Source organism: Micromonospora radicis, from assembly GCF_003583405.1.
Classification (GTDB): Bacteria; Actinomycetota; Actinomycetes; order Mycobacteriales; family Micromonosporaceae; genus Micromonospora; species Micromonospora radicis.
Window position 1 is genome coordinate 387,712 of sequence record NZ_QXEC01000002.1, and the last position, 26,929, is coordinate 414,640.

Consider the following 26,929-nt stretch of genomic DNA (forward strand, 5'->3'; position numbering starts at 1 on the left):
CGGCCGGGGGAGGGCCGCCCGAGGTGACCACAGCCGAACAAGCCGTCGACGTACTGCTCAGCGACGGCAGCACCGTCCAATTGCGACCGATCCGCCCCGCCGACGCTCCGGCGGTCGTCGCCATGCACTCCCGGTTCTCCGAGCGCACCCGCTACCTGCGTTACTTCTCGCCGTACCCGCGCATCCCGGAGCGGGACCTACAGCGCTTCGTCAACGTCGACCACGTCGACCGGGAGGCGTTCGTGGTGCTGGCCGGCGAGCGGATCGTGGCCGTCGGGCGGTACGAACGGCTCGGCCCGGCCGCGCCCGACGCCGAGGTGGCCTTCGTGGTCGAGGACGCCTACCAGGGGCGGGGCATCGGGTCCGTGCTGCTGGAACACCTCGCCGACGCCGCCCGGCGGGCCGGCATCGTCAACTTCGTCGCCGAGGTGCTGCCGGCCAACGGGGCCATGCTGCGGGTCTTCGCCGACTTCGGGTACCAACTCCAGCGGCAGTTCGCCGACGGCGTGGTGCACCTGACCTTCCCGATCGCCCCGACCGAGGCGACCCTGGAGGTGCAGCGTGGGCGTGAGCACCGCACCGAGGCCCGCTCCATCGCCCGGCTGCTGGCGCCCCGCGGTGTCGCCGTCTACGGGGCCAGCGCCACCGGTCAGGGGGTCGGTGCGGCGGTGCTCGGGCACCTGCGGGACGGCGGTTTCACCGGCGCGGTGGTGCCGGTGCACCCCAGCGCGGTGCGGGTCGCCGGGCTGCCCGCGTACCCGTCGGCGGCCGACGCCGGGTTGCCGGTCGACGTGGCGATCGTGGCGGTGCCGCCGGAGTCCGCGCACGAGGTGGTCGCGGACGCCGCCGCGGCCGGGGTGCACGGCCTGGTGGTCATCTCCGCCGGCTTCGCGGAGTCGGGCGTCGCGGGCGCCGCAACGCAGCGGGCCCTGGTCCGCGCGGCGCACGCCGCGGGCATGCGGGTGATCGGCCCGAACTGCCTGGGGGTGGCGAACACCGATCCGGCGGTACGCCTCAACGCCACCCTCGCCCCGCGCCTGCCGGTGCCGGGCCGGGTCGGCATCTTCAGCCAGTCCGGTGCCTTCGGGGTGGCGCTGCTGGCCGAGGCGAACCGCCGTGGCCTCGGCCTGTCCAGCTTCGTCTCGGCCGGTAACCGGGCCGACGTCTCCGGCAACGACCTGCTGCAGTACTGGCAGGACGACCCGGCCACCGACGTGATCATGCTGTACCTGGAGACCTTCGGCAATCCGCGCAAGTTCGCCCGGCTGGCCCGGCGCATCGGACGGGACAAGCCGGTGGTGGCGTTGGCCTCGCCGGCCCGCCCACCGGGGGTGGGCGACTCCGCCGGCCCGGACGAGCTGGCGGTGAGCGCACTGTTCGCCCAGTCCGGGGTGATCCGGGTGGACACCGTCGCCGAGCTGCTCGACGTCGGGGTGCTGCTGGCCAACCAGCCGCTGCCTGCCGGTGACCGGGTCGGTGTGGTGGGCAACTCCTCGGCGTTGACCGGCCTGGCGGCCACCGCCTGCGCCGCCCAGGGGCTGACCGTCGCACCGGGCTACCCCCGTGACGTCGGGCCACGGGCCAGCGCGGCCGAGTTCGCCGAGGCGCTCGCCGCGGCCGCCGCCGACGAGCGCGTCGACGCGCTGGTGGTCCTCTTCGCGCCGCCGCTGCCCGGCCAGTTCACCGGCACCGAGGCGGACTTCGCCGCCGCGCTGCCCGCCGCGCGGACCGCCACCAAGCCGGCGGTGGCGACCTTCCTGGTCGGCCGGGCGCCGGCCGGCGTGCCCGCGTATCCGAGCGTGGAGGAGGCGGTACGCGCCCTGGCCCGGGTCACCGCGTACGCGGAGTGGCTGCGTCGGCCGCCCGGGGCGCTACCTGAGCTGCCCCGGGTCGACCCGGCTGCGGCGCAGGCGGCACTGCGCGGCGACGGCGCCGACGGGTCGGCGTTGCTCGCCGCGTACGGCATCGAGGTGGTCGAGTCGGTCCGGGTCGGCTCGGCGCAGGAGGCGGTCGCGGCGGCGCAGCGGCTCGGTTTCCCGGTGGCGCTGAAGGTTGCCGCGGGTGGGTTGCGGCACCGGCTCGACCTCGGTGCGGTACGGCTCGACCTGGCCGACGTCGCTGCCGTACGCCGGACGTACGCGGAACTGGCGGCGGCGTTCGGCACGGACGTGCTGGTGCAGCCGATGGTCCCGCCCGGGGTGGCCTGCGTGGTGGAGCTGGTGGAGGATCCGGCCTTCGGGCCGGTCGTCGGGTTCGGACTGGGCGGGGTCGCCACCGAGTTGCTCGGTGACCGGGCCTGGCGGGCGGTGCCGCTGACCGACCGCGACGCCGCCGAACTGGTCGAGGCGCCCCGGGCGGCGCCGCTGCTGCGCGCACACCGGGGGGCCGCCCCGGTGGACACCGCTGCCCTGGCCGACCTGCTGCTGCGGGTGGGGCGGCTGGCCGACGAGCAGCCCCGGGTCCGCGCCCTGACGCTGAACCCGGTGCTGGCCCGCCCGGACGGCCTGTCGGTGCTGCACGCCACCGTCCGGATCGGCTCGGCGGCGGCCCGCCCCGACACCGGTCCGCGCCGGTTGTGACCTGGGCGTCAACCCCGGCTGGAGATCTGCTGCACCGCCCAGGCGTTGCCGTCCGGGTCGGCGAAGAAGACGAAACCGACGTTGTCCAGCGGGTCCGGTACCGGGCGCGGGTTCTTCCCGACCACCTGGACCTCGCTCACCTCGACGCCCCGGTCGAGCAGCTCGGCGCGGGCCTCGTGCACGTCCGGTACGACGAGTTGGAGCCCCTGCAACGATCCCGGCGGCATGTCCGGCACGACCCCCTTGCCGATCACGATCGAGCAGCCCGAGCCGGGTGGGGTCAGCTGCACGATCCGCGCCTCGTCGTTGATCACGGTGTCGTGGTCGACGACGAAGCCGACCTGGTCGGCGTAGAACGCCTTGGCCCGGTCCACGTCGGAGACCGGCACGACCACCACTTCCAGGGTCCAGTTCATGATCTTCCTTCTGCTGTCGTCGCCAACAACTCGGCGAGCCGGAGGTAGCTCTCGGTGACGCCGCGGGCCATCGGGTAGCGCAGTGCCGTGGCCCGCCCGTCCGGGGTGTCGAAGCGCAGCGTGGTGGTGACGGTGGTCCGCCCGGCCAGTTCGGTGAAGTCGTGGCCGACCAGGGTCTCCCCGGGGTACGACTGGTCGTCGAAGAGTTCGGTGTAGACGAGGCGGTGGGGCGGTGTGATCTGCCGGTAGTGCCCACTCTGGCCCATCCGCTGCCCGTCCGGCCCCTGGGAGACGAATCGCCAGTACCCGCCCACCCGCAGGTCCACCGCGCACTCGACCAGCCGCCAGCCGCCTGCGCCGTACCAGCGAACCAGCAGGTCGGGGCGGGTGAAGGCGGCGAAGACCAGCCGCGCGGGCGCGTCGAACATCCGGCTGAGCACGATCTCCCGATCACCGGGTGTCTCGACGACGAGGTGGTCGTCGATCACGTCGTCTCGCCGCCTCTCCGCTCGGCCGCCCTGGCCTGCTCGGCCGCGTCGGCCTCCTCGCCCGCCCTGGCCTCCTCGCCCGCGCGCAGTTCGTCGAGCAGTTCGTCGAGTCGCTGGTAGCGCTGCGCCCAGTGCTCGCGGTACGCCGCGAGCCAGGCGGTGGCTTCCTGCAGCGGCCCCGCCTCCAGCCGGCACGGGCGTCGCTGCGCCACCTGGGTCCGGCTGATCAGTCCGGCCCGTTCGAGCACCCGCAGGTGCTTGGAGATCGCCGGTTGACTCATCGCGAAGGGCGCGGCGAGTTCGGTGACGGTCGCTTCGCCGCCGGCCAGCCGGGCGAGGATGGCCCGTCGGGTCGGGTCGGCCAGCGCCGCGAAGGTGGCGTCCAGATCGATGTGCACTGTCTATAACCTCTCGGTTCTATAACCAAGAGGTTTACCGGCTCGGTGTGGCCGAGTCAAGCAGGACAACGAAGATGTCGGCCCCGGCGAAACCGCCGAAGCCGACATCGTGGACGTCTCACCGGGTCAGCAGGCGTACGTCTCCAGGCGCTGGGCCCGCTCCGGCGCCCGCAGCTTGAGCAGCGTCACCTTCTCGATCTGCCGGATCCGCTCGCGGGACAGGCCGAACTCGCGGCCGACCTCGTCCAGGGTGCGCTGCCGGCCGTCGTCGAGCCCGAACCGCAGCCGGATCACCGCCTGCTCCCGCTGGGAGAGGGTGGCCAACACGATGCTCACCTCGTTGCGCAGTTCCCCCTGCGAGGCGGCGTTGTTCAGCCCGGCGGACGGGTCGGCGGCGGCGACGAAGTCACCGAGCGCGCTCTCGCCGTCCTCGCCGACGGCCTGGTCCAGACTGACCGGCTCCCGGTCGTAGGAGATCAGCTCGATCACCTGGAACTCGGGCACGTCGAGCGCGCGGGCGATCTCGGCGACGGTGGGCTCGCGGCCCAGCGAGACGGCCAACTCCCGGCGCGCCCGGACCATCCGGTTGACCTGCTCGACCATGTGCACCGGGATGCGGATGGTGCGGGCCTGGTCGGCCATGGCGCGGGTGATGGCCTGGCGGATCCACCAGGTGGCGTAGGTGGAGAACTTGTAGCCCTTGGTGTAGTCGAACTTCTCGACGGCGCGGATGAGGCCGAGGTTGCCTTCCTGGATGAGGTCGAGGAAGGCCATGCCCCGCCCGGTGTACCGCTTGGCGATGCTCACCACCAGCCGGAGGTTGGCCTCCAGCAGGTGGTTCTTCGCCGCCCGGCCCTCGCGGGCGATCAGCTGGAGGTCGGCGCGCAGTTCGACGGAGACCGGAGTGCAGGTGGCCAGCTTCTCCTCGGCGAACAGCCCGGCCTCGACCCGCTTCGCGAGGTCGACCTCCTGAGCTGCGGTGAGCAGCTTCGTCCGACCGATTCCGTTGAGGTAGGCCCGAACCAGGTCGGTGGAGACGCCGCGCTCGTCGGTGGCGTCCAGGTCGGTGAGGGTGTCCATGCCGGGCTCGGCCTCGGTCCCGGCGTGCATCCGGTGCTCCATCATCTGCAGGGCCATCTCCGTCTCCCCGTTCTGTCGCCCGGCCGCGTTCTGCCGGTGAAACACAGCTTGGCGGTTGGGGCGTAAAACGGGAGTGAGGCGATCGAGAACCCGACAGCCGTTCACCCACGGGTTCGGGCAAATCGGTGATAGGCGCTGTCCGACCCGGTTACCGTGCCTGCGGCCGACGGGACTGCCCGTCGGTGTGGCGCGGCAGACGACCCGGCGACGGAGGCAGCGGTGGTCTTCAAGCGGATCAGGCAGGCGATGGGCGTCGGCGGCCCGTCCGTGGCGACGGTGCTGGTCGACCCGAACTGCCTTCCGGGCGGCCGGCTGGAGGGCACCGTCATGGTCACCGGGGGCGAGCACCCGGTGGACGTGTCGTACCTGGCCCTGGGGCTCTCCACCCGGGTCGAGGTGGCCAGCGGCGAGAACGGGTACGCCACCGACGAGCAGTTCCACCGGCAGCGGGTCACCGGGCCGTTCCGGCTGGAGCCCGGTCAGCGGTACGACGTTCCGTTCCGGTTCGACGTGCCCTGGGAGACCCCGGTCACCGTGTTGTACGGGCAGCACCTGCCGGGAATGTCCGTGGGGCTGCGTACGCAGTTGGCGGTGGCCCGTGCCCTGGACCAGGGCGACCTGGACCCGGTGGCGGTGCACCCCCTGCCGGCCCAGCAGCGGCTCCTGGACGCGTTGCTGCGCCTCGGCTTCCGGTTCGCCCGGGCCGACGTGGAGCGGGGACACCTCTACGGCGTACACCAGACGCTGCCGTTCTACCAGGAGATCGAGTTCTACCCGGCCGCGCAGTACGCGGGCGCGATGAACCAGCTGGAGGTCACCTTCGTCGCCGGTGCCGGGCAGTTGCAGGTGGTGCTGGAACTGGACCGGCGCGGTGGGCTGCTCACCGCGGGGCGGGACGCCTTCGGCCGGTTCGCCGTGGAGTACGCGACCGTCGACCAGACCGACTGGGCGGCCCGACTCGACGACTGGTTGCGCCAGTCCCTGCGGCGGCGTGGTCTCTTCGGCTAGGGCTAGGCGCCGCCGCACAGGTCGAGCAGGACGGTGCGAGGGCCGACGTTGACGCTCTCGACCAGCATGTGGGCGCGGAAGCGGCCGGTCTCGACCCTCGCACCCCGCTGGCGCAGCGCCTCGACGACCGCCCCGACCAGCGGCTCGGCGACCTCGGCCGGGGCCGCCGCGGTCCAGCTCGGACGGCGGCCCTTGCGGGCGTCGCCGTAGAGGGTGAACTGGCTGACCACCAGGATCGGCGCGCCGACCTCGGCGGCCGACCGTTCGTCATCGAGGATCCGCAGCTCGTGCACCTTGCGGGCCATCGTCCGGGCGGTCTCGGCGGTGTCGGTGTGGGTCACCCCGAGCAGCACCAGCAGCCCGTCGGAGATTGCGCCGACCACCTCGCCGTCGACCGTGACGCTGGCCCGGCCGACGGTCTGCACCACCGCCCGCATCAGCGCACCACCGCCCGGCCCTCGGACCGAGCCTTGTCCGCCGTGGCCGTCACGGCCGCACCGGCTCGACGAAGCCCCGCTCGACCAGGTGCGCCACGATCGGACCGGCGGCCTCGGCCAACTCGTCCACGGTGACGTCGTGCGCGGCGGCGAGCAGCGCGAGTTGGTCGCGCAGCGGCAGCCGCCCGTCGGCGCCGCCGACCAGGGCCAGCACCAATGGGTCGATCTCCTCGGTCCAGCGCAGTCCGTGCGGCATGGTGAGAACCTGCCGGTCCACCCCCCAACCTTCCGGGCCGATGGTGGCCTCCTGGTGCAGTCGAAGGCCGTCGGTGGCGCGGTAACGGGCGGCCAGCACCCCCTCGGTGCCCTGCTCGCGCAGCCAGTCGTGGCGGTCGAACCAGGTGGCGATCCGGTCGCCCAGCGGCGCCTCGACCCGCTGGCGCAGGTCCTCGACCCGCAGCACCGGGTCGTCGTGGCCGCCACGCCGCAGTGAGACGATGCCGAAGCCGATCGCCTCGACCTTGTGCGCGTCGAACCAGTCCAGCCAGTCGGCCATCCGCTGCGGGTCGGCCTCGCCGACGTCGGTCAGCCACAGGTCGACGTACGACATCGGGTCGGCGACCTCGCGTTGGACGACCCAGGCGTCCAGTCCGGTGCCGGCGAACCAGCCGGCCACCCGTTCGCCCCAGTCCTCGCCGGACACGTGCACCCAGTTGGCGAGGTACTGCATGGTGCCGCCCTCGGTGAGCAGCCCCGGCGCGGCGGCGGCCAACTCGGCGCTGATCGCGTCGCCGACCCGGCCGGAGTCGCGGTAGACGTGGGTGGTGGCACCCGGCCCGACCACGAAGGGCGGGTTGCTCACCACCAGGTCGAAGCGGCGACCGGCGACCGGTGCCACCATGTCGCCCCGCAGCAGTTCCCAGTCCTGGCCGTTGAGCGCGGCGGTGGTGGCGGCGAAGCGCAGCGCGCGTGGTGACACGTCGGTGGCGGTGACCTGCCGTGCGTGGGTGCTCAGGTGCAGCGCCTGCACACCGGAGCCGGTGCCCAGGTCCAGTGCGCGCTCCACCGGCCGACGAACCGCCGCGCCGATCATGGTCTGGGTCGCTCCGCCGATGCCGAGCACGTGCTCGGCGTGCAGCGAACGGCCGGGGCGGGCGCTGGCCGGTACGTCCGCCAGCACCCACCAGTCGTCGCCGTACGGTTCCAGGTCCAGCCCCATCCGCACCCCGTCGCGGTACCGCTCGACCAGCCCGGCATCGAGGGCGTCGGCGATCGGCAACGGGGCCAGGGCCGCGGCGACGGCGGGTTCCGGCTCGGTCTGCTCGCAGATGAACACCCGGATCAGGGTGGCGAGCGGGTCGCCGTCGGTGGTGGCGCGCAGGGCGGCCCGGAAGTCGTTGCGGGCCACCGCCGCGGTCGCCTGCGGACCGAGCCGCGCGGCGATGCCGGCCGCGGTGAAGTTGGTACGGGTCAGCGCGGTCCGCAGTGCCTCGACACCGGCGGGGGAGAGCAGCATGTCGTGTCCGTCCACCCCGCCATCCTGCCTGGTGACGTCGGGCCCGGCTGGTACCACCCGTGACATTCAAAGTCAATCGAAGTGCATCTCTGTTATATCCATCGATCCAACGCTAGCATCTGCTGCAACTCAGTCCACGGGGCGGACCGCCCGGCCAGAAGCCCGGTCGGCCGCCCAGGTAAGGGAGGCAGACGATGTCCTCAGGATCCCCCGCGCGGCGCAGCCTCATCCGGGCGTTCGCCGTCGTCGCCACCGCGGCGGCCGTCTCCGCGGCCAGCACCACCGCCGCGGTCGCCGCACCCACCGGCGAGATCCGCGGTGCCGGTGCCTCGAACGCGATCAGCGGAAGCTACCTCGTGGTGCTGCGCACCGACGCGGTCGGTGCCGCCGGCTCGTCGGCCGCCCGCGCCGCGGTGCCGGACCGGGCCAGCAACCTGGTCAAGCGGTACGGAGGCAGCGTCTCCGACGTCTACAGCGCGGCACTGACCGGCTTCGCCGCCAAGATGACCCCGAACCAGGCGGCCCGCCTCGCCGCCAACCCGGCCGTCGCCTACGTCGAGCAGGACCAGGCGGTGTCGATCGACGCCACCCAGAACAACCCGACCTGGGGCCTGGACCGCATCGACCAGCGCAACCGGCCGCTGAGCAACACCTACACCTACCCGAACACCGCCTCCAACGTCCGGGCGTACATCATCGACACCGGCATCCGGACCACGCACAACGACTTCGGTGGCCGGGCCACCTGGGGCACCAACACCGTGGACAGCAACAACACCGACTGCAACGGCCACGGCACCCACGTCGCCGGTACGGTCGGCGGCTCGACGTACGGTGTGGCCAAGGCCGTCCGCCTGGTCGCGGTGAAGGTGCTCAACTGCTCCGGCGGCGGCACCACCACCAGCGTGGTCAACGGCGTGAACTGGGTGACCGCCAACGCGGTCAAGCCGGCCGTGGCGAACATGAGCCTCGGCGGCGGCGCCAGCAGCACGATCGACAACGCGGTGGCCAACTCGATCGCCTCCGGCATCAGCTACGCCGTGGCGGCCGGCAACTCGAACGCCAACGCCTGCAACTACAGCCCGGCCCGCACCTCGACCGCGATCACCGTCGGCTCGACGACCAGCACCGACGCCCGTTCGTCCTTCTCGAACTTCGGCTCCTGCGTGCACATCTTCGCGCCCGGCTCGAGCATCTCGTCGGCCTGGCACACCAGCAACACCGCGACCAACACGATCAACGGCACCTCGATGGCCTCGCCGCACGTGGCCGGCGCCGCCGCCCTCGTGCTGTCGGCCAACCCGACCTGGACGCCCGCCCAGGTCAAGACCTACCTGATCAACAACGCCACCACCGGCGTGATCACCAGCCCGGGCACCGGCTCGCCGAACCGCCTGCTGTTCGTGGTCAACTGACCGGGATGTGAACCGGCCCGGCGGATCAGCGATCCGCCGGGCCGCTTCGCGTCGCGGTCACCGCCGATCAGGTACCGGCCGGCGAGGTTACGCCGCCAGTTCGACCACGGTGGACGCCGGCAGACCCACCGCCGTGTCCCTGGGGAAGGCCCGCGCGGCGCCGTCGACCTGCACGCTGACCTCGCCACCGGGCGACAGCGGGGCGGCGCCGTCGAGGATCCGGGCGGTGATCCGGGTGCCGTCGGCCAACCGGAGCCCGACCAGGGCGTCGTGACCGTGGAAGTCGTGCCGCAGGACGGTCGCGGTGACCGCGCCCGGGCCGGCGGTGAAGCGCACCTGCTCGGGCCGGACCAGCACGGTCACCGGACCGTCGGTCACCGGACCGGCGACCGGCACCACGCCCAGCGCGGTCCGCGCGGCCCCCTGCTCGACGACCGCCGGCAGCAGCACCGCGTCGCCGACGAACCCGGCCACCCAGGGATCGACGGGCTCGCGGTAGACCGTGGTCGGCGCGGCGGCCTGCACCACCCGCCCGTCGCGCAGCACCACCACCTTGTCCGCCACCGACAGCGCCTCACCCTGGTCGTGCGTGACCAGTACGCCGGTGGCACCGTCGGCGCGCAGCGCCTCGCGTACGTCCTGCCGCAGGCCCGCCCGCAGCCCCGCGTCGAGGGCGCTGAACGGCTCGTCCAGCAGCACCACCGACGGCCGGGGCGCCAGGGCCCGGGCCACCGCCACCCGCTGCTGCTGCCCGCCGGAGAGCTGATGCGGCATCCGGGCGCCGTAACCGGCGAGACCGACCAGGGCCAGCACCTGCTCGACCCGGTCGGACCGGCGGGCCGCCCGGTCCAGGCCGTAGCCCACGTTGTCCGCCACGCTCAGGTGCGGAAAGAGCGCGCCCTCCTGCGGCACCACGGCGATGTTGCGCCGGTGCGTCGGCACGTGGCGGCCGCCGCCCGCGACCCGGTCACCGTCGATGCGGATCTCGCCACCGTCGATCCGTTCGAATCCGGCCAGGCAACGCAGCAGGGTCGTCTTGCCACAGCCGGACGGGCCGAGTACGGCGGTCAGCTGACCGGAGGGCACGCTGACGTCCGCACCGGCCAGGGCGGTGACCCGCCCGTACCGCTTGACCACGCCACTGAGCACGACGTCGCTCATGCCAGCTCTCCCGCTCCGCTCTCGCTCATGCCAGGTTCTCCTTGTCGAGCAGTCCGCTGCGGGCGACCAGCAGCCAGGTGGGTACGGCCGAGATCAGCACGAGCAGCGCCGCGTAGGGTGCCGCCGCCGCGTAGGCGCCGACGGCCGTACTGGTCCACAACTCGGTGGCCAGGGTGTTCATCCCGGTGGGTCGCAGCAGCAGGGTAGCGGGCAGCTCCTTCATGCCCGCCAGGAAGACCAGCGCCGCCCCCGCACCGATGCCGGGCAGGGTCAACGGCAGGGTCACCGTCCGCAGCACCGTCCACGGACCACGCCCGAGGGAGCGCGCCACCTCCTCCAGCCCGGCGGGGGACTGCGCGGCCGCGCCGACCACCGCGCCGACCGCCAGCGGCAGGAAGTGCGTGGCGTACGCCAGGGCCAGCAGCCAGTGCGTCTGGTAGAGCGGGTACGCGACGTTGATGCCGAAGAAGATCAGGGACAGCCCGATCACCACGCCGGGCAGGGCGTGGGCCAGGTAGGCCAGCCGGTCCAACACGGTGGTCAGCGGTCCGGGCGCCCGCGACGCGAGCAGGCCCAGGGGCAGCGCCAGCAGCATGGTCAGGGCCGCGCCGGCCAGCGAGACGGTCAACGAGTTGCCGGCTGCGGCGAGCACCTCGGTCAGCGCACCCGGGCGGGACACGCCGGCCGCCAACCGTCGCGCCAGGTTCACCGCCGGCACGCCGAGGGCGAGACCGGCGACACCGAGCAGGGCTGCCACGACCGGCCACCGAGCCGCGCCGAGCGACAGCCGCGGCGCGGGTCGCCGGGCGCCACCGAGTTGGGCGTACCGGGCACCCCGACGGCGGGTGGCGGTCTCACCGGTCAGCAGCAGCAGGGTCAGGGCCACCAACACGCTGGACAACACCAGCGCTCCGGTGCGGTCGAAGCCCAGGTCGAAGGCGATGAAGATGGCCCGGGTGAAGGTGTCGGCGCGCAGGATGGCGACCGCGCCGAAGTCGGCGAGGACGTAGAGGGCGACCAGCAGCGCACCGGCGGCGGTGGCCGGCCGGATCTGCCGCAACGTCACCGCGGTGAAGGTCTGCCAGCCGCTGCGGCCCAGCGACCGGGAGACCTCCTCCTGCGCGGGGTCCGCGCCGCGCAGCGCGGCCGCGACCGGCAACAGCACGTACGGGTAGGAGCAGAGGGTGAGGACCAGGGCCGCCGGCCAGAACCCCTCCAGCCGGGGAGCCGCGGAGACCCAGGAGAAGGCGGCGATGTAGGTCGGTACGGCCAGCGGCAGCGAACCCAGTACCGCGAAGGTCCGGCGGCCGGGCAGGTCGGTACGGGTGACCAGGAAGGCGGTGCCGACGCCGAGCAGCACGCAGCCGGTGGTGACCACCGCGGCGAGGCCGATGCTGCGCAGGGCCAGCAGCGCCACCCGCTCGGTCCACAGCTCCGCGGCGATCCGGTCCCAACCGGCCTCGGCGGTACGCACCGCGAGGTAGGCCAGCGGGATCAGGGCGACGGCCACCGCGGCGGTCGAGGCCGCGAGCAGCGCCGGCCGGGGCGCCAGCCGACGCATCCGCCCGGGTACGCCGGACAGGGCCGACCCGGTGCGGATCGGCCCTGTGCTGGTCGGCGGAGCGGTCAGGGGACCAGCCCCGAGTTCTTGATCATGGTCACGGTGGCGTCCAGCGTGTCCAGGTCGTTCAGGTCGATCTGCGGCACCGCCAGGTCGGCCAGCGCCGGCACGTACGCCGGGCCGGGCACCCCGGCCACCACCGGGTACTCAAAGGTCTGCTCGGCGAAGTAGGTCTGCGCCTCGGTGCCGAGCAGGAAGTCCACGAACTTCTGCACGTCCGGGTCGTTGGCGGCGCGGTTGAGTACGCCGACACCGGCCACGTTGACCAGGGCGCCGGTGTCGCCACCGGGGAAGAAGTGCAGCTTGACCTTGAGCGCGTCCGGGGGGGTGCCCTGCTCCTTGGCGATCTCGCCCAGGTAGTAGTGGTTGACCAGGCCCACCGGGATGACGCCGCTGCCGACGTCCTCCAGGATCTTGCCGTTGCCGTCGCGGATCTGCGGGTCGTTGTCCTTGAGCCCGCGCAGGAACTCCTCGGCCTTGGCATCGCCGTGCTGCACCCGGATGGCGGTGACGAACGCCTGGAACGAAGCGTTCGTCGGCGCGACGCCGACCTTGCCCTTCCAGGCCGGCGCGGTCAGGTCGAACACCGAGGCCGGCAGCTGGTCGGCCTGGATCAGGTCCGCGTTGTACGCCAGGACCCGGGCCCGGGCACTCACGCCCACCCACTGGCCGTTGCCGGCCCGGTACGTCGCCGGCACCTTGGCGGTGGTCTCCTCGCTGAGCGTGCTGAACATGCCCCGCTTGGCGACCGTGCCCAGCGCACCCGCGTCCTGGGCGAAGAACACGTCGGCCGGCGACTTGTCGCCCTCCTCGACCAGCTGCGCGGCGAGCTGCGCGGTGTTCGCGTAGCGCGCGTTGACCGCGATGCCGGTCTGTTCGGTGAACTTGTCCAGCAGCGGCTTGACCAGCTGCTCGTTGCGCCCGCTGTAGACGGTGATCTGCTTGTCGGCGGCCTGGCCGGAGTCGGCCGCGGCGTCCTCCTCGCCGGATCCACAGGCGGCCAGGCCGAGGACGAGCAGACTGGCGGCGAGCATGGTGCCGGCGGTACGGCGGCGGGTGACAGGCACGGCAAACCCTTTCGTTGGTCCGGCGTCCCCAGCCGTCCGTCGGCCCGGGGCGTCTGACGCGCAGAAGTTAGCACAGCCTAACCTCACTAGAGAACTCGGATGCGTGCCGGATCACGCCCGCTCCGGCGAGAAAGGGCAGGATGGAGACATGACGCTCGCGTTGCCCATCGACCCGGCGGCGAACCAGCTCCTGTTGCGCAGTCCGCTGGCGCTGCTGGTCGGGATGGTGCTGGATCAGCAGGTGTCGATGGAGAAGGCGTTCTCCTCGCCGTACGTGCTGGCCCAGCGACTCGGTCACGACCTGGACGCTCGGGAACTCGCCGGCTACGACCCGGACGCGCTGGTGGCGCTCTTCGCCCAGCCGCCGGCCCTGCACCGGTTCCCGAAGGCGATGGCGGCCCGGGTCCAGGAGGTGTGTCGGGTGCTGGTCGAGCGCTACGACGGCGACGCCGCCCGGCTCTGGGCCGACCCGGCGGACGGCCGTGACCTGCTCGCCCGGATCGCCGCCCTACCCGGGTTCGGTCGGCAGAAGGCGCAGATCTTCCTGGCCCTGCTCGGCAAGCGGTTCGGCGTACGGCCGCCGGGTTGGCAGGAGGCGGCCGGCGGTTACGGCGACCCGCAGGCGCACCGTTCCGTCGCCGACGTCACCGACGCCGAGTCGCTGCGCCTGGTCCGGGAGTACAAACAGCAGATGAAGGCGGCGGCGAAGGCGAAGACCGCCGGCACCTGACCGCCGGCTGCCGCAGGACGCGGTCAGGCGGCGCTCGGCTGCCCCAGCGCGGCGATGGCCCGCCGCACGTCGGCCAGCGAGACGGTGGCCGAGTCGTCCAGGTCGGCGAGGCCGGCCTCGATCCACTGCCGCATCAGGGTGGTCACGCCGATGCCCCGGGCGTCGGCGGCCGCTCGGACCCGCTCGTACGTCTCCAGCGGCAGCCGGACCGAGCGGCTGACCATCGGGGTGTCGGTGTCGGGGGTGGGTAGTTCCACCGGGCGACTCTCGTCGATCAACTCGGCGAGCCGTTCGCCGCCGCTGTGGAACTGCTTGGTCGCGTCGTGACGGTCCATCGTCACCGCCTCCTCGTCTGCGGAGATCTCCGTACGGTCTCGTCGTAGCGCTTGGTCTCGACGTCACTCAACTCGCGGGCGGAGAGGATGTCCCAGTCGTTGTCGGTCCCGTCGGCCTCGGCCAGCAACACGGCCACCCGGCGCCCGTGCGCGGTGGTGGCGTACACCACCATCACGTCGTCGCCCAGGTGGCGGATCACCCGCCGGCCGCTGTGCAGCGCATCCCAGACTTCCCCCGGTGTGACGTCGTAGACCCGCAGGTTGGCCAACGCCTCGTCGGTGAAGCTGAACCTGCTGCCCACGGGCCGAGCGTACCACGGTCGTAACACGTCGATCCCGGCGTCGACGTTGCTCGTCGCCGTGCCCTCGCGGGTGACAGGATGGAGCACGACTCCCGAGGAGGTAACCGGTGAAGCGTCAGGCGTACCAGCCGATCCTGATCACCGACGCCTCGCGCAGCCAGGACGACCAGCTGACCAGCCGGCAGCGGCGGTACATCGCGATGATGGGTGTCCGGGTGGCCTGCGTGATCGTCGGCGCGATCCTGGTCGGCATCCGGGCGCCGCTGCTCTGGCTCTGGCTGCCCCTGGTCGCGCTGGGCATGGTGCTCGTTCCCTGGCTTGCCGTGCTGCTGGCCAACGACCGGCCGCCGAAGGACCGGCACCGGCTGGCCAACCGCTTCCGGCCGGGGCCACCGGCCGAGGCGCCGGCGAGGAGCCTCACCGCCGAGGAGCGCCCGCACAAGGTGATCGACGCCGAGACCTGATCACCGCAGCCCACGCCAGCCCCGGCGCCGAGGCCGGAGTCCGGACCCGACGCCGCCCGGGCGGCGTCCGGCTCTGGTCACGCCGAGCCGGCAGGCCGGGATCAGCCGGCCGGGCGGGCGCCGACCTGGGAGACCGCGGCGGCGCCGAGGTCCGCCGCCCGGTCCAGGGCGACCTTCGACGGTGCCCCGGCCAGCCACGCGGCCAGCAGGCCGGCGGCGAACGCGTCTCCCGCTCCGGTGACGTCGACCACCGCCACCCGTCGGGCCGGTACGGCGGTCACCGTGGCCGACCGGTCCACCCACGTCGCCCCCGCCGAACCCTGCTTGACCACCACCCGCCGCGCCGAGGCGACCAACGCCCGCCCCTGCGCCACCGGATCGAGCCCACCGGCCAGCACGGTCGCCTCGTCGGTGTTGACCAGCAGCAGGTCCACGTCGCGTACCCAGGCCAGGAAGGCCGCCGGCCCGACCGCGCGCAGCGGCGCCGCCGACGCCGCGTCGACGCTTGTGGTCAGGCCGCGCTCGCGGGCGGCGGCCAGCGCGCGCAACCCGGCCGGGCGGGAGTCGGCGTCGAGCAGGGCGTACCCGGACAGGTGCAGATGCGTGGCGTCCGGCGCGGCGGCCAGCGCCGCGTCCACGTGCGCCGGGCGCAGCCGTACGTTCGCACCACGCTCGGTGATCATCGTGCGTTCGTCGCCGGCGGCCAGCACGATCACCGTGCCGGTGGGCCATCCGGCGATCCGCTGCACCGCGCAGTCGACCCCGGCGGCGGTCAGCTCCGCCACCCGCTGGCGCCCGGCGTCGTCGTCGCCGACCGCGCCGACCAGGGTCACCGGGATGCCCTGCGCGGCGAGCCAGGACGCGGTGTTGGCGGCCTGACCGCCGCCGGCGAACTGGATTCCCGCCGCTGTGTCCGAGCCGCGGGCCAACGGGGCGGCCAGTACCGCCACCACGTCGGTGATCACGTCCCCGACGACGAGGACACGGCCGCCGCCGGACACCGCCGCGCCCGCGCCGCCGTGGGCGGTCCGGCCACCCGGTTCGTTCACGCCGAGGCGTCGGCGCGGCGGGCGGCGGCGACCGCGATCCGGGCGGCGAGGTCGGCGTTGCGCAGGATGATCCGGACGTTGACCGCCAGGCTCGCGCCCTCGGTGGCGGAGTGGAAGTGCGCCAGCAGGTACGGCGTCACGGCCTTGCCGCTCACCCTGTCGCGGTCCAGCCGGGCCAACCCCTCGGCGAGGGTGCGATCGTGCAGTTCCGGGTCGAGCTGCTCGTCACTGGGCAGTGGATTGGCGACGATCAGACCACCGTGGTGCACGCCGTGCTGGGCCCGGGCGGCGAGGGCGGCGGCGATCGACTCCGGGGAGTCGACGGACCAGTCCAGGTCGAAACCGCCGTCGGTGATGAAGAAGCCCGGGAACCGGCGGGTGCGGTACCCGACGACGGCCACTCCGAGGGTCTCCAGGCGCTCCAGCGTGGCACCCACGTCCAGGATCGACTTGACCCCGGCGCAGACCACCGCGATCGGCGTCCGGGCCAGGGTGACCAGGTCGGCGGACTCGTCGAAGGTCTGTGCGGCCTCCCGGTGCACCCCGCCCAGCCCGCCGGTGGCGAACACCCCGATACCCGCGGCGGCGGCCACGGCGCTGGTCGCCGCCACGGTGGTGGCGCCGTCCGCGCCGGTCGCGGCGGCAACCGCGAGATCGCGTACGGAGAGTTTGGTCACACCGTCGGCGGTGGCCAGCCGGGTCAGTTCGGCGTCGTCCAGGCCGACCACGAGGTCACCGGCGACCATGCCGATGGTGGCCGGCACCGCCCCCGCGTCCCGAACCGCCTGTTCGATCTGCCGAGCTACCCGTAGATTGTCCGGCCGGGGCAGGCCGTGCGAGACGATGGTGCTCTCCAGGGCGACCACGGGACGCTGCTCGCGCAGCGCCTGGGCCACCTCGGTGCCGTAGCGAAGGTGAAAGTCGGTCACAGTCGCCCACCGTACTGCCGTCACCCGGGCCACCTCAGGTGGACCGGGTCACGGGTGACCTGCCAAACTTGTCGGTTGGAGGTGCAGACGTGAGTACACAGGTCCTCGAACGTCCGGAGCTGAAGGACGCCGACACCGGTCCGGAGATGTTCCACTACGTCCGGAAGGAAAAGATCGCCGAGAGCGCCGTCATGGGCACGTTCGTCGTGGCGTTGTGCGGCGAGACCTTCCCGGTGACCAAAACCCCCAAACCCGGCTCGCCGGTCTGCCCCAAGTGCAAGGAGATCTACGACTCGTACCGGGAGTGAGCCCGCCGCGGGCGCGTAACCTGCGGCGGTGACCACCTCCACCGCCCTGCTCCTGGCCGACCTGGCCGGGGTCGCGGTCTTCGCCGCCTCAGGTGCCTCCGCGGCGGTGGCCAAGCGGCTCGACCTGTTCGGGGTCGTCTTCGTCGGCTTCGTCGCCGCCCTCGGCGGCGGAATCGTCCGGGATCTGGTGATCGACGAGGTGCCGCCACTGGCCTTCGCCGACTGGCGGTACGCGAGCACCGCCGCGGTGACCGCGGCAGCGATCTTCTGGCTGCACCCCCAGTTCGCCCGGCTGCGCACCACCGTGCTGGTGCTGGACGCGGCCGGGCTCGGCCTGTTCACCGTCGCCGGCACCCTCAAGGCCCTCGACGCCGCGGTGCCGCCGCTCGGCGCCTGCCTGATCGGCATGATCACCGCGATCGGCGGCGGACTCGTCCGGGACCTGCTGACCGGCGAGATTCCGGTGGTGCTGCGCCGGGAGATCTACGCCGTGGCGGCGCTGGCCGGTTCGATCCTGGTGGTGGTCCTCGACGGCCTGGGACACACCGGACCCATCCCGCTCACCGCCGCGGTGCTGCTGGTCTTCGGCGTACGTCTGGTGGCCCTGCGCCGCCGCTGGTCGGCGCCCGTGGCGACGTTCCGACCGCCGGGCACCGGCACCCCCGGCCCGGCACCCCGCTGACCCGGCAGTGGTGAACGGCACGACCGGATGGGTGTGGCGTCGAGTGGGGGCGACGGGCGCCGCTGGTTATGCTGAGTCGGCCTTCGCGGCGGTCGGTGCGCGGAGGCGTTTTCATGGGGCGGCGCAGCCGTGCCCCTCGGCCCGGTTCGCCGGCCTGCGGTCGGGCCGTCGTGCGCAGCGGAGAGGAGCCAACGCGTGGCAGCCCGGACGCCGACGCTCGAGACGTTCCCACCCCTGCGCGCCTGGCAGCGCAAGGCACTGGTGGAGTACCTGCGTCGTCGCAGCGAGGACTTCACCGCGGTCGCCACGCCCGGCGCCGGCAAGACCACCTTCGCCCTGCGGATCGCCGCCGAACTGCTCGCGGACGGCACCGTGGAGGCGGTCACCGTGGTCGCCCCGACCGAGCACCTGAAGAGCCAGTGGGCAGCCGCGGCGGCGCGGGTCGGCATCCAGCTCGACGCCGCGTTCCGCAACGCCGACGTGCACTCCTCGGCGGACTTCCACGGCGCGGTGATCACCTACGCGCAGGTCGGGATGGCGCCCCAGGTGCATCGGCGGCGCACCATGACCCGGCGGACGCTGGTCATCCTCGACGAGATCCACCACGCCGGCGACTCGCGTACCTGGGGCGACGGGGTCAAGGCGGCCTTCGAGCCGGCGGTACGCCGGCTGATGCTGACCGGCACCCCGTTCCGCTCCGACGACAATCCGATCCCGTTCGTCGAGTACGAGCGCGGCGGGGACGGCCTGCTGCGTTCGCGAGCCGACTCGGTGTACGGCTACTCCGACGCGTTGCGCGACGGCGTGGTGCGGCCCGTGCTGTTCCTGGCCTACTCCGGAGAGACCCGTTGGCGTACCAACGCCGGTGAGGAACTGGCCGCCCGGCTGGGCGAGCCGATGACACAGGATCTGGTGGCCCAGGCGTGGCGTACCGCCCTGGACCCGGCCGGCGACTGGATGCCGCAGGTGCTGCGCGCCGCCGACGCCCGACTCGGCGTGCTCCGGGAGGCGGGCATGCCGGACGCGGGTGGCCTGGTCATCGCCACCGACCAGCAGGCCGCCCGCTCGTACGCCAAGCTCATCGAGCAGGTGACGGGGGAGAAGGCCGCGGTGGTGCTCTCCGATGATGTGGGCGCCTCGGGCCGGATCGCGACGTTCGCGGCTTCCGAGCAACGGTGGCTGGTGGCGGTGCGGATGGTCTCCGAAGGGGTGGACATCCCCCGGCTGGCGGTCGGCGTCTACGCCACCAGCGCCAGCACGCCGCTGTACTTCGCCCAGGCGATCGGCCGGTTCGTCCGGGCCCGCCGGCCGGGGGAGACCGCGTCGGTCTTCCTGCCCAGCGTGCCGCACCTGCTCGGGCTGGCCAGTGAGATGGAGACCGAGCGGGACCACGTCCTCGGCAAGCCGAAGGAGCGGGAGGGCTTCGACGACGACCTGCTGGAGCGGGCCCAGCGCGACGACCAGGCCAGTGGCGAGTTGGAGAAGCGCTTCGCCGCGTTGTCCGCCACCGCCGAACTGGATCAGGTGATCTTCGACGGTGCCTCCTTCGGTACCGCCGCCCAGGCCGGCACGCCGGAGGAGGAGGAGTACCTGGGCCTGCCCGGACTGCTCACCTCCGAGCAGGTCGCGGCCTTGCTGTCCAAGCGACAGGCCGAGCAGTTGGCCGCCCGCCGCCGTCGGGCCGCGGACCGGCAGCCCGAGTCGTCCCCGGTGGCTGCCGCACCGGCACCGATGAGCGCCGCCCAACGCCGCGTGGCGCTACGGCGTCAACTCAACGCCCTGGTCGCCGCCCAGCACCACCGCACCGGCCAACCGCACGGCAAGATCCACGCCGAGCTGCGCCGCCTCTGCGGCGGCCCCCCCAGCGCCCAAGCCACCATCGAACAACTAGAAGAACGCATAGCCACCGTCCAAACCCTCTAACTCCCCCTCCCCTCCCCCCCCGCCCCGCCCCGCTCCCCTCCCCCTAACCCGCCGCGCGTTGATCATGAAGTTATTGCCCGGGAGAGCGCTTTCCCGTGGCAATAACTTCATGATCAACGCGCGGCGGCCGGGCCGGTGAGTGGGAGGGGGCGTGAGAAAGCCGGCCGGAGGGCCCTGGTGGGCTTCTCCGGCCGGCTTTATGTCGGGTTGGGACTCAGTTGGCCATCAAGTCGGCGCCGCGCCAGGTGAACTCGGGGTCCGTCGCGTACCGCACGGTGATCTTCACGAGATCCTCGGCGTACTTGTTGGCGTGGTGCCCACAGAACACCAGCTCACTGCCACCCGAGAGGGTGATCCTGAGCTTGCCGGCAGCATTGCAGCGGTCGCACCGTTCATCGGCGGCCGGGGGGCTCACCGTCTCGGGCGGCGGCGTGAGGGTCGGGGTCATCGCCTTCCTCCTCTGGTCGTCACCGATGAACACTCTCTTCGGTCTTGGTCACCTATCGTGCAACATCCTGGTCGGGCCTCGCCTTCCCTGTGTGCCCGCGGGGGACCGAGGTCACACCTGGCACCGACAGTGTGCCGTGCACCCAGGGTGCCACGTCAACGATCACATTCGTGCAACCACCTGATCACCATCCGGCGTTGACGCCAGGTGATCAAAACGACACGATGGGTTGACGAATGCTGATCAGTCGAGGTAGTCCCGCAGTACCTGGGAACGCGACGGGTGGCGCAGCTTGGACATCGTCTTGGACTCGATCTGCCGGATCCGTTCCCGGGTCACACCGTAGACCTGCCCGATCTCGTCCAGCGTGCGCGGTTGGCCGTCGGTCAGGCCGAACCGCAGGCGTACCACGCCCGCCTCGCGCTCGGACAGCGTCTGGAGCACCTGCTGGAGCTGGTCCTGCAGCAGCGAGAAGGAGACCGCGTCGACCGCCACGACGGCCTCCGAGTCCTCGATGAAGTCGCCGAGCTGGCTGTCGCCCTCGTCACCGATGGTCTGGTCGAGCGAGATGGGCTCCCGGGCGTACTGCTGGATCTCCAGCACCTTCTCCGGTGTGATGTCCATCTCCTTGGCCAGTTCCTCCGGGGTGGGCTCACGACCCAGGTCCTGGAGCAGCTCCCGCTGGATCCGGCCGAGCTTGTTGATCACCTCGACCATGTGCACCGGGATGCGGATGGTGCGGGCCTGGTCGGCCATGGCGCGGGTGATGGCCTGGCGGATCCACCAGGTGGCGTAGGTGGAGAACTTGTAGCCCTTGGTGTAGTCGAACTTCTCGACGGCGCGGATGAGGCCGAGGTTGCCTTCCTGGATGAGGTCGAGGAAGGCCATGCCCCGCCCGGTGTACCGCTTGGCCAGCGAGACGACCAGCCGGAGGTTGGCCTCCAGTAGGTGGTTCTTGGCGCGCTCGCCGTCGCGGGAGATCCAGAGCAGGTCCCGCTGCATCTCGCGGACGAGCTTCTCCTCGCCCTCGTCGGCCGCGCGCAGGCGCTCGGCGGCGTAGAGCCCGGCCTCGATCCGCTTCGCGAGCTCGACCTCCTGCTCCGCGTTGAGCAGCGGAACCTTACCGATCTGCTTGAGGTACGCCCGGACCGAGTCGGCCGAGGCGGTCAGCTCGGCGTCCCGACGCGCCTGCTTGAGCGCCTCGGACTCCTCGTCGTCCCACTCGAAGTCGTTGTCGGTGGCGGAGTTCGCGGCGTCGGCCTCGGCGGCCTGGGTCAACTCGGCCGGCTCCTCGACCACCACGTCCTCGATCTCGGCGGCGAGCTCCTCGGGATCGACCTCCCCCTCGGCACCCGCACCCTTGCCGGCCGCCTTGGCGGGCTTCCCCGCGCTCGCGGCGGCCACCGTCGCCTTGGTGGCGCGGGTCGACTTCTTGGCCGGTACGGCCGCCTTGGCGGCCACCTCCGCCGTCGTCCCGGCGGTCTTGCGTGAAGTCGCCTTGCGCGGTGCCGGAGCCGGCGCCTCCTCGGCCGCGGGCGCCTGCTTCGGGGCGGGCGGCGCTGCCTTCTTCGTGGTCTTGGCGGTGGTGGCGCGGGACGCCGGGGTGGCGGAGCGGGCGGCGGCGACCCGGCGGCGGGTGCTGGCCGAGCCGTCGACCACCACGGTCACTCCGGCCTCGGAGAGCGCCCGCAGGATCTTCTTGGCCTGGGCCGGAGTCACCTCGGCGGACTCGACGGTGCGCGCGAGCTGGGCCGACGTGAGCTGGCCGCCGGCGCTCTGCGCGTGGGCGATCAGGGTGTCGGTGAGCGAGCGAACGTCGGCGCCGGTCTGGCGGGGTTCTGTCACGAATGACCTTCCGGAGGCGAAGAGCGAGCACGGCCGGATCGTCCGGCGCAGCACGGGGCACCGTGCCGGGCGATGTGGTTGAGGAACCCCCGTGTCCCGGGCCGACCGGTCGTTCGGCCGTCCGTGGCGCGTGGGCAGGGGTGAATTGTAACGCCGTCTGCGGCGATCATCCTGCGCCGCACGGCTGATCGGCGGTCTGGACCGCCGATTCGGTGCGCTTGTGGACTTTGTAAGGATGATACCCGCGTACGACCCGGATACCCGGCTGTGCGGAAAGGGACGGATGATGGATCGCTCGACGCCGGCGCAACTGCTGGAGATCGCGGTCGAGGTGGCGCGGGGCGCCGCCGCCACCGCGTACCGGATGCGGGCCGAGGGCGTCTCGGTCGAGGCGACCAAGAGCACGGTCACCGACGTGGTGACCGCCGCCGACCGGGCCGTGGAGCGCCAGATCACCGTGGCCCTGCGCCGGCTGAGGCCGGACGACGCCGTGCTGGGCGAGGAGTACGGCACGGTCGAAGGCGGCACCGACGTGCCGGCTTCGGTGCGGTGGATCGTGGACCCCATCGACGGGACGGTCAACTACCTCTACGGTCTGCCGCATTCCGGCGTGTCGATCGCCGCGGAGGTGAACGGGCAGGTCGTCGCGGGTGTGGTACGCAACATCCACACCGGCGAGGAGTGGACCGCCACGGTCGGCGGCGGCGCCTGGCGAGCCGGGCAACGGTTGCGCTGCTCCGCCGAGACCGATCTCGGGCAGGCGCTGGTGATCACCGGGTTCGGCTACGACCCGGCCCGCCGGGCACACCAGGCCCGGGTGGTGGCCGAGCTGATCCCCCGGGTGCGGGACATCCGCCGGCTGGGTGCGGCCGCCGTCGACCTCTGCCTGGTCGCCGAGGGCCGGGCCGACGCGTACTACGAGAAGGGGCTGGCCGCCTGGGACCAGGCGGCCGGGGCCCTGGTCGCCACCGAGGCCGGTCTGCGGGTCGGCGGGCTGCGCGGACGTGCGCCGGGGCCGGACATGGTCATCGCCGCGCCACCGGCGCTCTTCCGGCCGCTGCACGAGCGCCTGGTCGAGTTGGACGCGGCCGGCGGGCCCTGACCGGGAGCCGGTCGGACGACCGGCGTTCTGGCCGGTCGTCCGCGCAGATCGGCCCGTCCGGTCAGGTCTCCCGGGCCGAGGGCCGGGTCAGTTCTCCACCGGCAGCGGGCAGGAACCGGGCGGTGCCACCGGGGCGCCGAGGTCACCGATCGACTGGTTGACCTCGGTGGTGGTGGCCAGCTGCTGGAAGGCGTTGCCGAGCACCACGTCGACGACGTCGCCCTCACGGGCGGGGTCGTAGCTGAGTTCGGCGGCGCCCAGGAAGTACGCCCGCAGCAGGTGCGCCGACCCGACGCCCTTCGGGCCGTAGCGCAGCATCGCCACGTCGTCGATCTTCTTCTTCTCGGTGCCTTCCTCTTCCACCTGGAAGTCCCGGTTACGGAAGTCGTCGCCGACGGTGGCGGCCAGCCCGGGCCGGTCGGTGCCGTTGAGCACCTTGATCTTGACATCCTTGTGGTCGCGCAGGGTGACGTCGGCACGTGGCCAGTCATCGGGGCAGCCCTCGGCGGTACCGGCGCTACTCTGGGTGTCCCGGACGATGGCGACCGCGACGAACACCAGGGCGACCACCGCCAGCATGCCGACGATTACGAGTGCTCGCACTCGCGCAAAGCTCATCAGGGCGCTCCCGGACAGTGAAGGGTGGCGGCGGCTGCCAGCGGTCGGGTCGTCCCGCCAGCGGCCGGGTACGCCGCTGAGGTTAACGGTTGTCCGACTGTCGCGTGGAAACAGTCCGACATACCGGCGCGCCATCCCAGAACCGGGTAGTACTACCCCTATCTTCGTGTCGCCTGAGTCACATTGGGAACAACTTCCCGTGCAGGGGCGTACATCTCAGCCACAAGGGCGGTATACATGCCTCGCCCAAGGGGGGGTAGGGTTCCGCGCTCGCCGGGGAGATTCTCCGGCGGTACTGACCCGAGCTGTCGTCGGGTCGGGTGGCCGACACTAGCGATGGCCGGCCAGCGGAACCGAAACAGCGTCGTCCGGCGTTACAACCGGAAGCGACAACATCGAAATGGGAGAGTGAAACCGATGGCCACCGACTACGACGCCCCGCGCCGCGACGAGGTCGACCTCGGCGAGGACAGCCTGGAAGAGCTCAAGGCACGGCGCGTCGACTCGCAGTCGGGCGCCGTGGACGTCGACGAGGCTGAAGTGGCTGAGAGCTTCGAGCTGCCCGGCGCCGACTTGGCCGATGAGGAGCTCACGGTCAAGGTGCTGCCGATGCAGCAGGACGAGTTCCGCTGCGCTCGCTGCTTCCTCGTGCACCACCGCAGTCAGTTGGCGGTCGAGCGCAACGGCGAGCTGATCTGCCGAGAGTGCGTCTGACCGACGGGCACGACGACACCACCGCAAGCGGCGGCTCCCGAGTGGAGCCGCCGCGGCCCGGCTCGGCGAGCGCCGGGCCGGTTCACCTGATTGACTCGTGAGCATGGCCGCCGTGCCGGCGGTCGTCCAGCCGGGAGGTCGGGCAGTGAGCGAGCGAGTCATCGGCAGGGTGTGGTGGTGCCTCCGGGCGGTCCGTGGGGGAGGACCGGCATGAGCGGGCGGAGTGCCGACAGCGGCGCGGCTGACGGCGACCGCGACCTGGGTGCCGCGGCTGGCGGCGATCGTGGCGTGGGTGACCGTGGTGCCGAGGAACTGGGTACCACGATCGCGGCGCTCACCGCCGACGAGATCGAGCCCGCCAAACGTCGCCAGCTGGTCGTCCGCCTGGTCAAGCAGGCCCGGGCCCGGGGGATCGGTGGCCTGTTCAAGCCGAAGACCGCGCTGCGTTGGATGGTCGACACCGTCGCCGAGGTGGCTCCGCACGTGCCGATCCGTGACCTGGCCACGCTGCGCCAGCACTTTCCCGGGCTGGACGACGAGGAGTTGGCCGACCGGCTGGTACGCAACGCGTCGCGGGCGACCGCCGGGGTGGGCGCCGCCGGTGGGGGAGCCTCCGCGGTGCAGTGGACGGTCACCCCGAGCCTGCTCTCCGCGCCGGTGCTGCTCGCGGCCGAGACGGTCGCGGTGGTGACGATCGAGCTGAAGCTGACCGGCGAACTGCACGAGGTCTACCGCGCGCCGCTGCCCGCCGGTGGTACCCAACGCACCGTCGCGTTGCTGCAGGCCTGGGCCAACCGGCGTGGGGTCAACCCGATGATGCCCGGCGTGGGCGTGGGTGCGGTGCTCGGCACGGCCGCCCGGCACGAACTGCGGGACACCCTGCTCAAGCGGTTCGGCCGGAACCTGACCACGCTGGGGCCCTTCCTCACCGGTGCCGCGGTGGCGAGCTACCTGAACCGGCGGGCCACCCGTACGCTCGCCGACCAGCTCCGCACCGATCTGCGCCGGCAGCGGCGCGGCCTGCCCGGTGCACCGCCGACCCTGCCCGGCGCTCCGCCGACCCTGCCCGGCCCCTGACCACCGGTGGGTCCGCGCCGCGGAGCCGGTCCGGCCGGATCCGCCGCCGCCCGGGCACGACGGTCAGCGGGACGCGTCGCGGGCGGCCAGGAGTGCCTCGGCCAGCGCGACCGGGTGCCGGGAGCTGACCACCCAGAACGGGGTGGGGTCGGCCGGGTCGTCGAGAACCACCTGGACCGCGCCGGAGACCCAGGGCCGCTGGACGACGAAGGCCAGCGGATCCGCTCCGACGCCGAGTACCTCACGTCGGCCGTCGGCGTCCAGCGCGATGGCGTCGGCGACGAAGCGTGCCGGTAGCCGGGCGTCGTCGACCTGTAGCTCACCCTCGGACACCGCGATCCTGATCCGGCCCAGCCAGGCCATCGCGGCCACGGCGGCCGGCAGCAGCACCGCGAACGGCAGCCAGGCCCGCACGCCGGCTCCGCCCATCCACACCTCCAGCGCGAGCAGCGCGGTGGTGGCCAGCCCCGCGAGCCACAGCCACCAGGGCAGGCGGAGCCGTTCGGCGTACGCCGGGGTCGCCGTGGTGGACGAAGGTGACGTGCTCACTCGTGCCAGGGTACGGCGCCCGGATGCCGGGGTACCGGGCAGGATGGCAGGGTCAGCCCAGCGGAATCAGACGAAAGAGGGGAACCGTGACCGACGTGGTGCCCGTGCCGGTCCGGCAGCTCGACCCCGAGCTGCCGCTGCCGGCGTACGCCCATCCCGGTGACGCCGGTGCCGACCTGGTGGCCGCCGCCGACGTCGAGTTGCCGCCCGGCGGTCGGGCGCTGGTGCCGACCGGCGTGGCGATCGCCCTGCCCGAGGGCTACGTGGGCCTGGTCCACCCCCGATCGGGGTTGGCCGCCAGACTCGGCGTGACGGTGCTCAACGCGCCCGGTACGGTCGACGCCGGCTACCGGGGTGAGATCCTGGTCAACCTGATCAACCATGATCGGGCCGTGCCAGTGAAGATCTCCCGGGGCGACCGGATCGCGCAACTCGTTGTGCAGCGGGTGGAACGGGCGGCCTTCCATCCGGTGGCCGAGTTGCCCGGGTCCGGGCGCGGCAGCGGCGGGCACGGCTCCACCGGCGGACACGCCGGGTTGGTGCCGCCGCCGGTGACGACGGCGCGGACGGAAGAGGTGGCACGGTGAGTGCGAACAGCGGAGGGTGGA

Annotated in this window: 29 protein-coding genes; 12 read left to right on the forward strand and 17 right to left on the reverse strand. The window is 72.6% G+C overall.

Going from position 1 to position 26,929, the window contains the following annotated elements; translation table 11 throughout:
- Positions 1-23 precede the first annotated feature (23 nt).
- Positions 24-2,579: a bifunctional acetate--CoA ligase family protein/GNAT family N-acetyltransferase gene (locus tag D2L64_RS04425; protein ID WP_119573366.1), complete on the forward strand. Its 2,556-nt coding sequence runs from the start codon at positions 24-26 to the stop codon at positions 2,577-2,579.
- A gap of 8 nt (positions 2,580-2,587) precedes the next feature.
- Here the strand turns inward: D2L64_RS04425 and D2L64_RS04430 are convergent, their stop codons facing one another.
- The 4 genes from D2L64_RS04430 to sigB all read right to left on the reverse strand — a co-directional run bounded on the left by D2L64_RS04430 (position 2,588) and on the right by sigB (position 5,018).
- A complete protein-coding gene (locus tag D2L64_RS04430) occupies positions 2,588-2,995 on the reverse strand; it encodes a VOC family protein (protein WP_119573367.1) in 408 nt (135 codons plus the stop codon).
- Positions 2,992-3,423: an SRPBCC family protein gene (locus D2L64_RS04435; RefSeq protein ID WP_199714408.1), complete on the reverse strand. Its 432-nt coding sequence runs from the start codon at positions 3,421-3,423 to the stop codon at positions 2,992-2,994. Before D2L64_RS04435 ends, D2L64_RS04430 begins: the two co-directional genes overlap by 4 nt.
- A 56-nt stretch (positions 3,424-3,479) precedes the next feature.
- The gene (locus D2L64_RS04440; RefSeq protein WP_119573369.1) at positions 3,480-3,881 is read right to left on the reverse strand and encodes an ArsR/SmtB family transcription factor; all 402 of its coding nucleotides are present in this window, start codon (positions 3,879-3,881) and stop codon (positions 3,480-3,482) included.
- 126 nt (positions 3,882-4,007) lie between these two features.
- Complete coding sequence (gene sigB / locus D2L64_RS04445) at positions 4,008-5,018, reverse strand: RNA polymerase sigma factor SigB (RefSeq protein WP_119573476.1); 1,011 nt, start codon at positions 5,016-5,018, stop codon at positions 4,008-4,010.
- A gap of 222 nt (positions 5,019-5,240) precedes the next feature.
- On the opposite strand from sigB, the gene D2L64_RS04450 reads away from it, so the two are divergent.
- Positions 5,241-6,029 carry a sporulation protein gene (locus tag D2L64_RS04450; RefSeq protein WP_119573370.1) on the forward strand — a complete coding sequence of 263 codons (789 nt, stop codon included), beginning with the start codon at positions 5,241-5,243 and terminating at the stop codon, positions 6,027-6,029.
- 2 nt (positions 6,030-6,031) lie between these two features.
- Here D2L64_RS04450 and dtd read toward each other — a convergent pair whose 3' ends face one another.
- Entirely contained in the window at positions 6,032-6,466 is a 435-nt protein-coding gene (dtd, locus tag D2L64_RS04455; RefSeq protein ID WP_119573371.1) for a D-aminoacyl-tRNA deacylase, read from the reverse strand.
- A 49-nt stretch (positions 6,467-6,515) separates the two neighbouring features.
- Positions 6,516-7,997: a DUF7782 domain-containing protein gene (locus D2L64_RS04460; RefSeq protein ID WP_199714393.1), complete on the reverse strand. Its 1,482-nt coding sequence runs from the start codon at positions 7,995-7,997 to the stop codon at positions 6,516-6,518.
- Positions 7,998-8,176: 179 nt separating this feature from the next.
- Here D2L64_RS04460 and D2L64_RS04465 point away from each other — a divergent pair, with 179 nt between their 5' ends.
- Positions 8,177-9,397: a S8 family peptidase gene (locus D2L64_RS04465; RefSeq protein ID WP_119573372.1), complete on the forward strand. Its 1,221-nt coding sequence runs from the start codon at positions 8,177-8,179 to the stop codon at positions 9,395-9,397.
- A gap of 87 nt (positions 9,398-9,484) precedes the next feature.
- Here the strand turns inward: D2L64_RS04465 and D2L64_RS04470 are convergent, their stop codons facing one another.
- The 3 genes from D2L64_RS04470 to D2L64_RS04480 form a co-directional block, all read right to left on the reverse strand.
- On the reverse strand, positions 9,485-10,558 hold the full coding sequence (locus tag D2L64_RS04470) for an ABC transporter ATP-binding protein (RefSeq protein ID WP_119573373.1): 1,074 nt from the start codon (positions 10,556-10,558) through the stop codon (positions 9,485-9,487).
- 25 nt (positions 10,559-10,583) lie between these two features.
- Positions 10,584-12,119, reverse strand: a complete 1,536-nt coding sequence (locus tag D2L64_RS04475; protein ID WP_119573374.1) for an ABC transporter permease — start codon at positions 12,117-12,119, stop codon at positions 10,584-10,586.
- Between the two features lie 65 nt (positions 12,120-12,184).
- The gene (locus D2L64_RS04480; protein ID WP_119573478.1) at positions 12,185-13,213 is read right to left on the reverse strand and encodes an iron ABC transporter substrate-binding protein; all 1,029 of its coding nucleotides are present in this window, start codon (positions 13,211-13,213) and stop codon (positions 12,185-12,187) included.
- A 181-nt stretch (positions 13,214-13,394) separates the two neighbouring features.
- On the opposite strand from D2L64_RS04480, the gene D2L64_RS04485 reads away from it, so the two are divergent.
- Complete coding sequence (locus tag D2L64_RS04485; protein ID WP_119573375.1) at positions 13,395-13,976, forward strand: HhH-GPD-type base excision DNA repair protein; 582 nt, start codon at positions 13,395-13,397, stop codon at positions 13,974-13,976.
- Between the two features lie 23 nt (positions 13,977-13,999).
- Here the strand turns inward: D2L64_RS04485 and D2L64_RS04490 are convergent, their stop codons facing one another.
- Positions 14,000-14,311 carry a hypothetical protein gene (locus D2L64_RS04490; protein WP_119573376.1) on the reverse strand — a complete coding sequence of 104 codons (312 nt, stop codon included), beginning with the start codon at positions 14,309-14,311 and terminating at the stop codon, positions 14,000-14,002.
- Positions 14,312-14,313: 2 nt separating this feature from the next.
- Positions 14,314-14,613 (reverse strand): hypothetical protein, encoded by a 300-nt coding sequence (locus D2L64_RS04495; protein ID WP_233558753.1) that lies wholly within the window; start codon positions 14,611-14,613, stop codon positions 14,314-14,316.
- 107 nt (positions 14,614-14,720) lie between these two features.
- On the opposite strand from D2L64_RS04495, the gene D2L64_RS04500 reads away from it, so the two are divergent.
- Entirely contained in the window at positions 14,721-15,077 is a 357-nt protein-coding gene (locus D2L64_RS04500; protein WP_119573377.1) for a DUF3099 domain-containing protein, read from the forward strand.
- A 101-nt stretch (positions 15,078-15,178) separates the two neighbouring features.
- Here D2L64_RS04500 and D2L64_RS04505 read toward each other — a convergent pair whose 3' ends face one another.
- Both D2L64_RS04505 and D2L64_RS04510 read right to left on the reverse strand, forming a co-directional pair.
- Positions 15,179-16,078 (reverse strand): carbohydrate kinase family protein, encoded by a 900-nt coding sequence (locus D2L64_RS04505; protein ID WP_119573479.1) that lies wholly within the window; start codon positions 16,076-16,078, stop codon positions 15,179-15,181.
- Between the two features lie 44 nt (positions 16,079-16,122).
- Positions 16,123-17,055 carry a pseudouridine-5'-phosphate glycosidase gene (locus D2L64_RS04510; RefSeq protein ID WP_119573378.1) on the reverse strand — a complete coding sequence of 311 codons (933 nt, stop codon included), beginning with the start codon at positions 17,053-17,055 and terminating at the stop codon, positions 16,123-16,125.
- 89 nt (positions 17,056-17,144) lie between these two features.
- Here D2L64_RS04510 and D2L64_RS04515 point away from each other — a divergent pair, with 89 nt between their 5' ends.
- The 3 genes from D2L64_RS04515 (at position 17,145) to D2L64_RS04525 (ending at position 19,968) form a co-directional block, all read left to right on the forward strand.
- Positions 17,145-17,363, forward strand: coding sequence for a DUF3039 domain-containing protein (locus D2L64_RS04515; protein ID WP_119573379.1), 219 nt, complete (start codon positions 17,145-17,147; stop codon positions 17,361-17,363).
- Positions 17,364-17,391: 28 nt separating this feature from the next.
- On the forward strand, positions 17,392-18,045 hold the full coding sequence (locus tag D2L64_RS04520; RefSeq protein WP_119573380.1) for a trimeric intracellular cation channel family protein: 654 nt from the start codon (positions 17,392-17,394) through the stop codon (positions 18,043-18,045).
- Between the two features lie 195 nt (positions 18,046-18,240).
- On the forward strand, positions 18,241-19,968 hold the full coding sequence (locus D2L64_RS04525; RefSeq protein ID WP_119573381.1) for a DEAD/DEAH box helicase: 1,728 nt from the start codon (positions 18,241-18,243) through the stop codon (positions 19,966-19,968).
- Between the two features lie 214 nt (positions 19,969-20,182).
- Here the strand turns inward: D2L64_RS04525 and D2L64_RS04530 are convergent, their stop codons facing one another.
- Both D2L64_RS04530 and D2L64_RS04535 read right to left on the reverse strand, forming a co-directional pair.
- The gene (locus tag D2L64_RS04530; protein ID WP_099846999.1) at positions 20,183-20,416 is read right to left on the reverse strand and encodes a DUF7455 domain-containing protein; all 234 of its coding nucleotides are present in this window, start codon (positions 20,414-20,416) and stop codon (positions 20,183-20,185) included.
- A 243-nt stretch (positions 20,417-20,659) separates the two neighbouring features.
- Positions 20,660-22,261, reverse strand: coding sequence for an RNA polymerase sigma factor (locus tag D2L64_RS04535; protein ID WP_119573382.1), 1,602 nt, complete (start codon positions 22,259-22,261; stop codon positions 20,660-20,662).
- A gap of 286 nt (positions 22,262-22,547) precedes the next feature.
- Between D2L64_RS04535 and D2L64_RS04540 the strand changes: the two genes are divergently transcribed.
- On the forward strand, positions 22,548-23,363 hold the full coding sequence (locus D2L64_RS04540; RefSeq protein WP_119573480.1) for an inositol monophosphatase family protein: 816 nt from the start codon (positions 22,548-22,550) through the stop codon (positions 23,361-23,363).
- Between the two features lie 87 nt (positions 23,364-23,450).
- Here D2L64_RS04540 and D2L64_RS04545 read toward each other — a convergent pair whose 3' ends face one another.
- The gene (locus tag D2L64_RS04545) at positions 23,451-23,966 is read right to left on the reverse strand and encodes a LytR C-terminal domain-containing protein (protein ID WP_199714394.1); all 516 of its coding nucleotides are present in this window, start codon (positions 23,964-23,966) and stop codon (positions 23,451-23,453) included.
- Positions 23,967-24,398: 432 nt separating this feature from the next.
- Between D2L64_RS04545 and D2L64_RS04550 the strand changes: the two genes are divergently transcribed.
- Together D2L64_RS04550 and D2L64_RS04555 are read left to right on the forward strand one after the other, a co-directional pair.
- Complete coding sequence (locus D2L64_RS04550) at positions 24,399-24,695, forward strand: DUF4193 domain-containing protein (RefSeq protein WP_007075406.1); 297 nt, start codon at positions 24,399-24,401, stop codon at positions 24,693-24,695.
- A gap of 210 nt (positions 24,696-24,905) precedes the next feature.
- Positions 24,906-25,772: a hypothetical protein gene (locus D2L64_RS04555; RefSeq protein WP_119573384.1), complete on the forward strand. Its 867-nt coding sequence runs from the start codon at positions 24,906-24,908 to the stop codon at positions 25,770-25,772.
- 63 nt (positions 25,773-25,835) lie between these two features.
- Here D2L64_RS04555 and D2L64_RS04560 read toward each other — a convergent pair whose 3' ends face one another.
- Positions 25,836-26,330 (reverse strand): DUF3093 domain-containing protein, encoded by a 495-nt coding sequence (locus D2L64_RS04560; RefSeq protein ID WP_119573385.1) that lies wholly within the window; start codon positions 26,328-26,330, stop codon positions 25,836-25,838.
- 77 nt (positions 26,331-26,407) lie between these two features.
- Here D2L64_RS04560 and dut point away from each other — a divergent pair, with 77 nt between their 5' ends.
- Entirely contained in the window at positions 26,408-26,908 is a 501-nt protein-coding gene (dut, locus tag D2L64_RS04565) for a dUTP diphosphatase (RefSeq protein WP_199714396.1), read from the forward strand.
- Positions 26,909-26,929 lie beyond the last annotated feature (21 nt).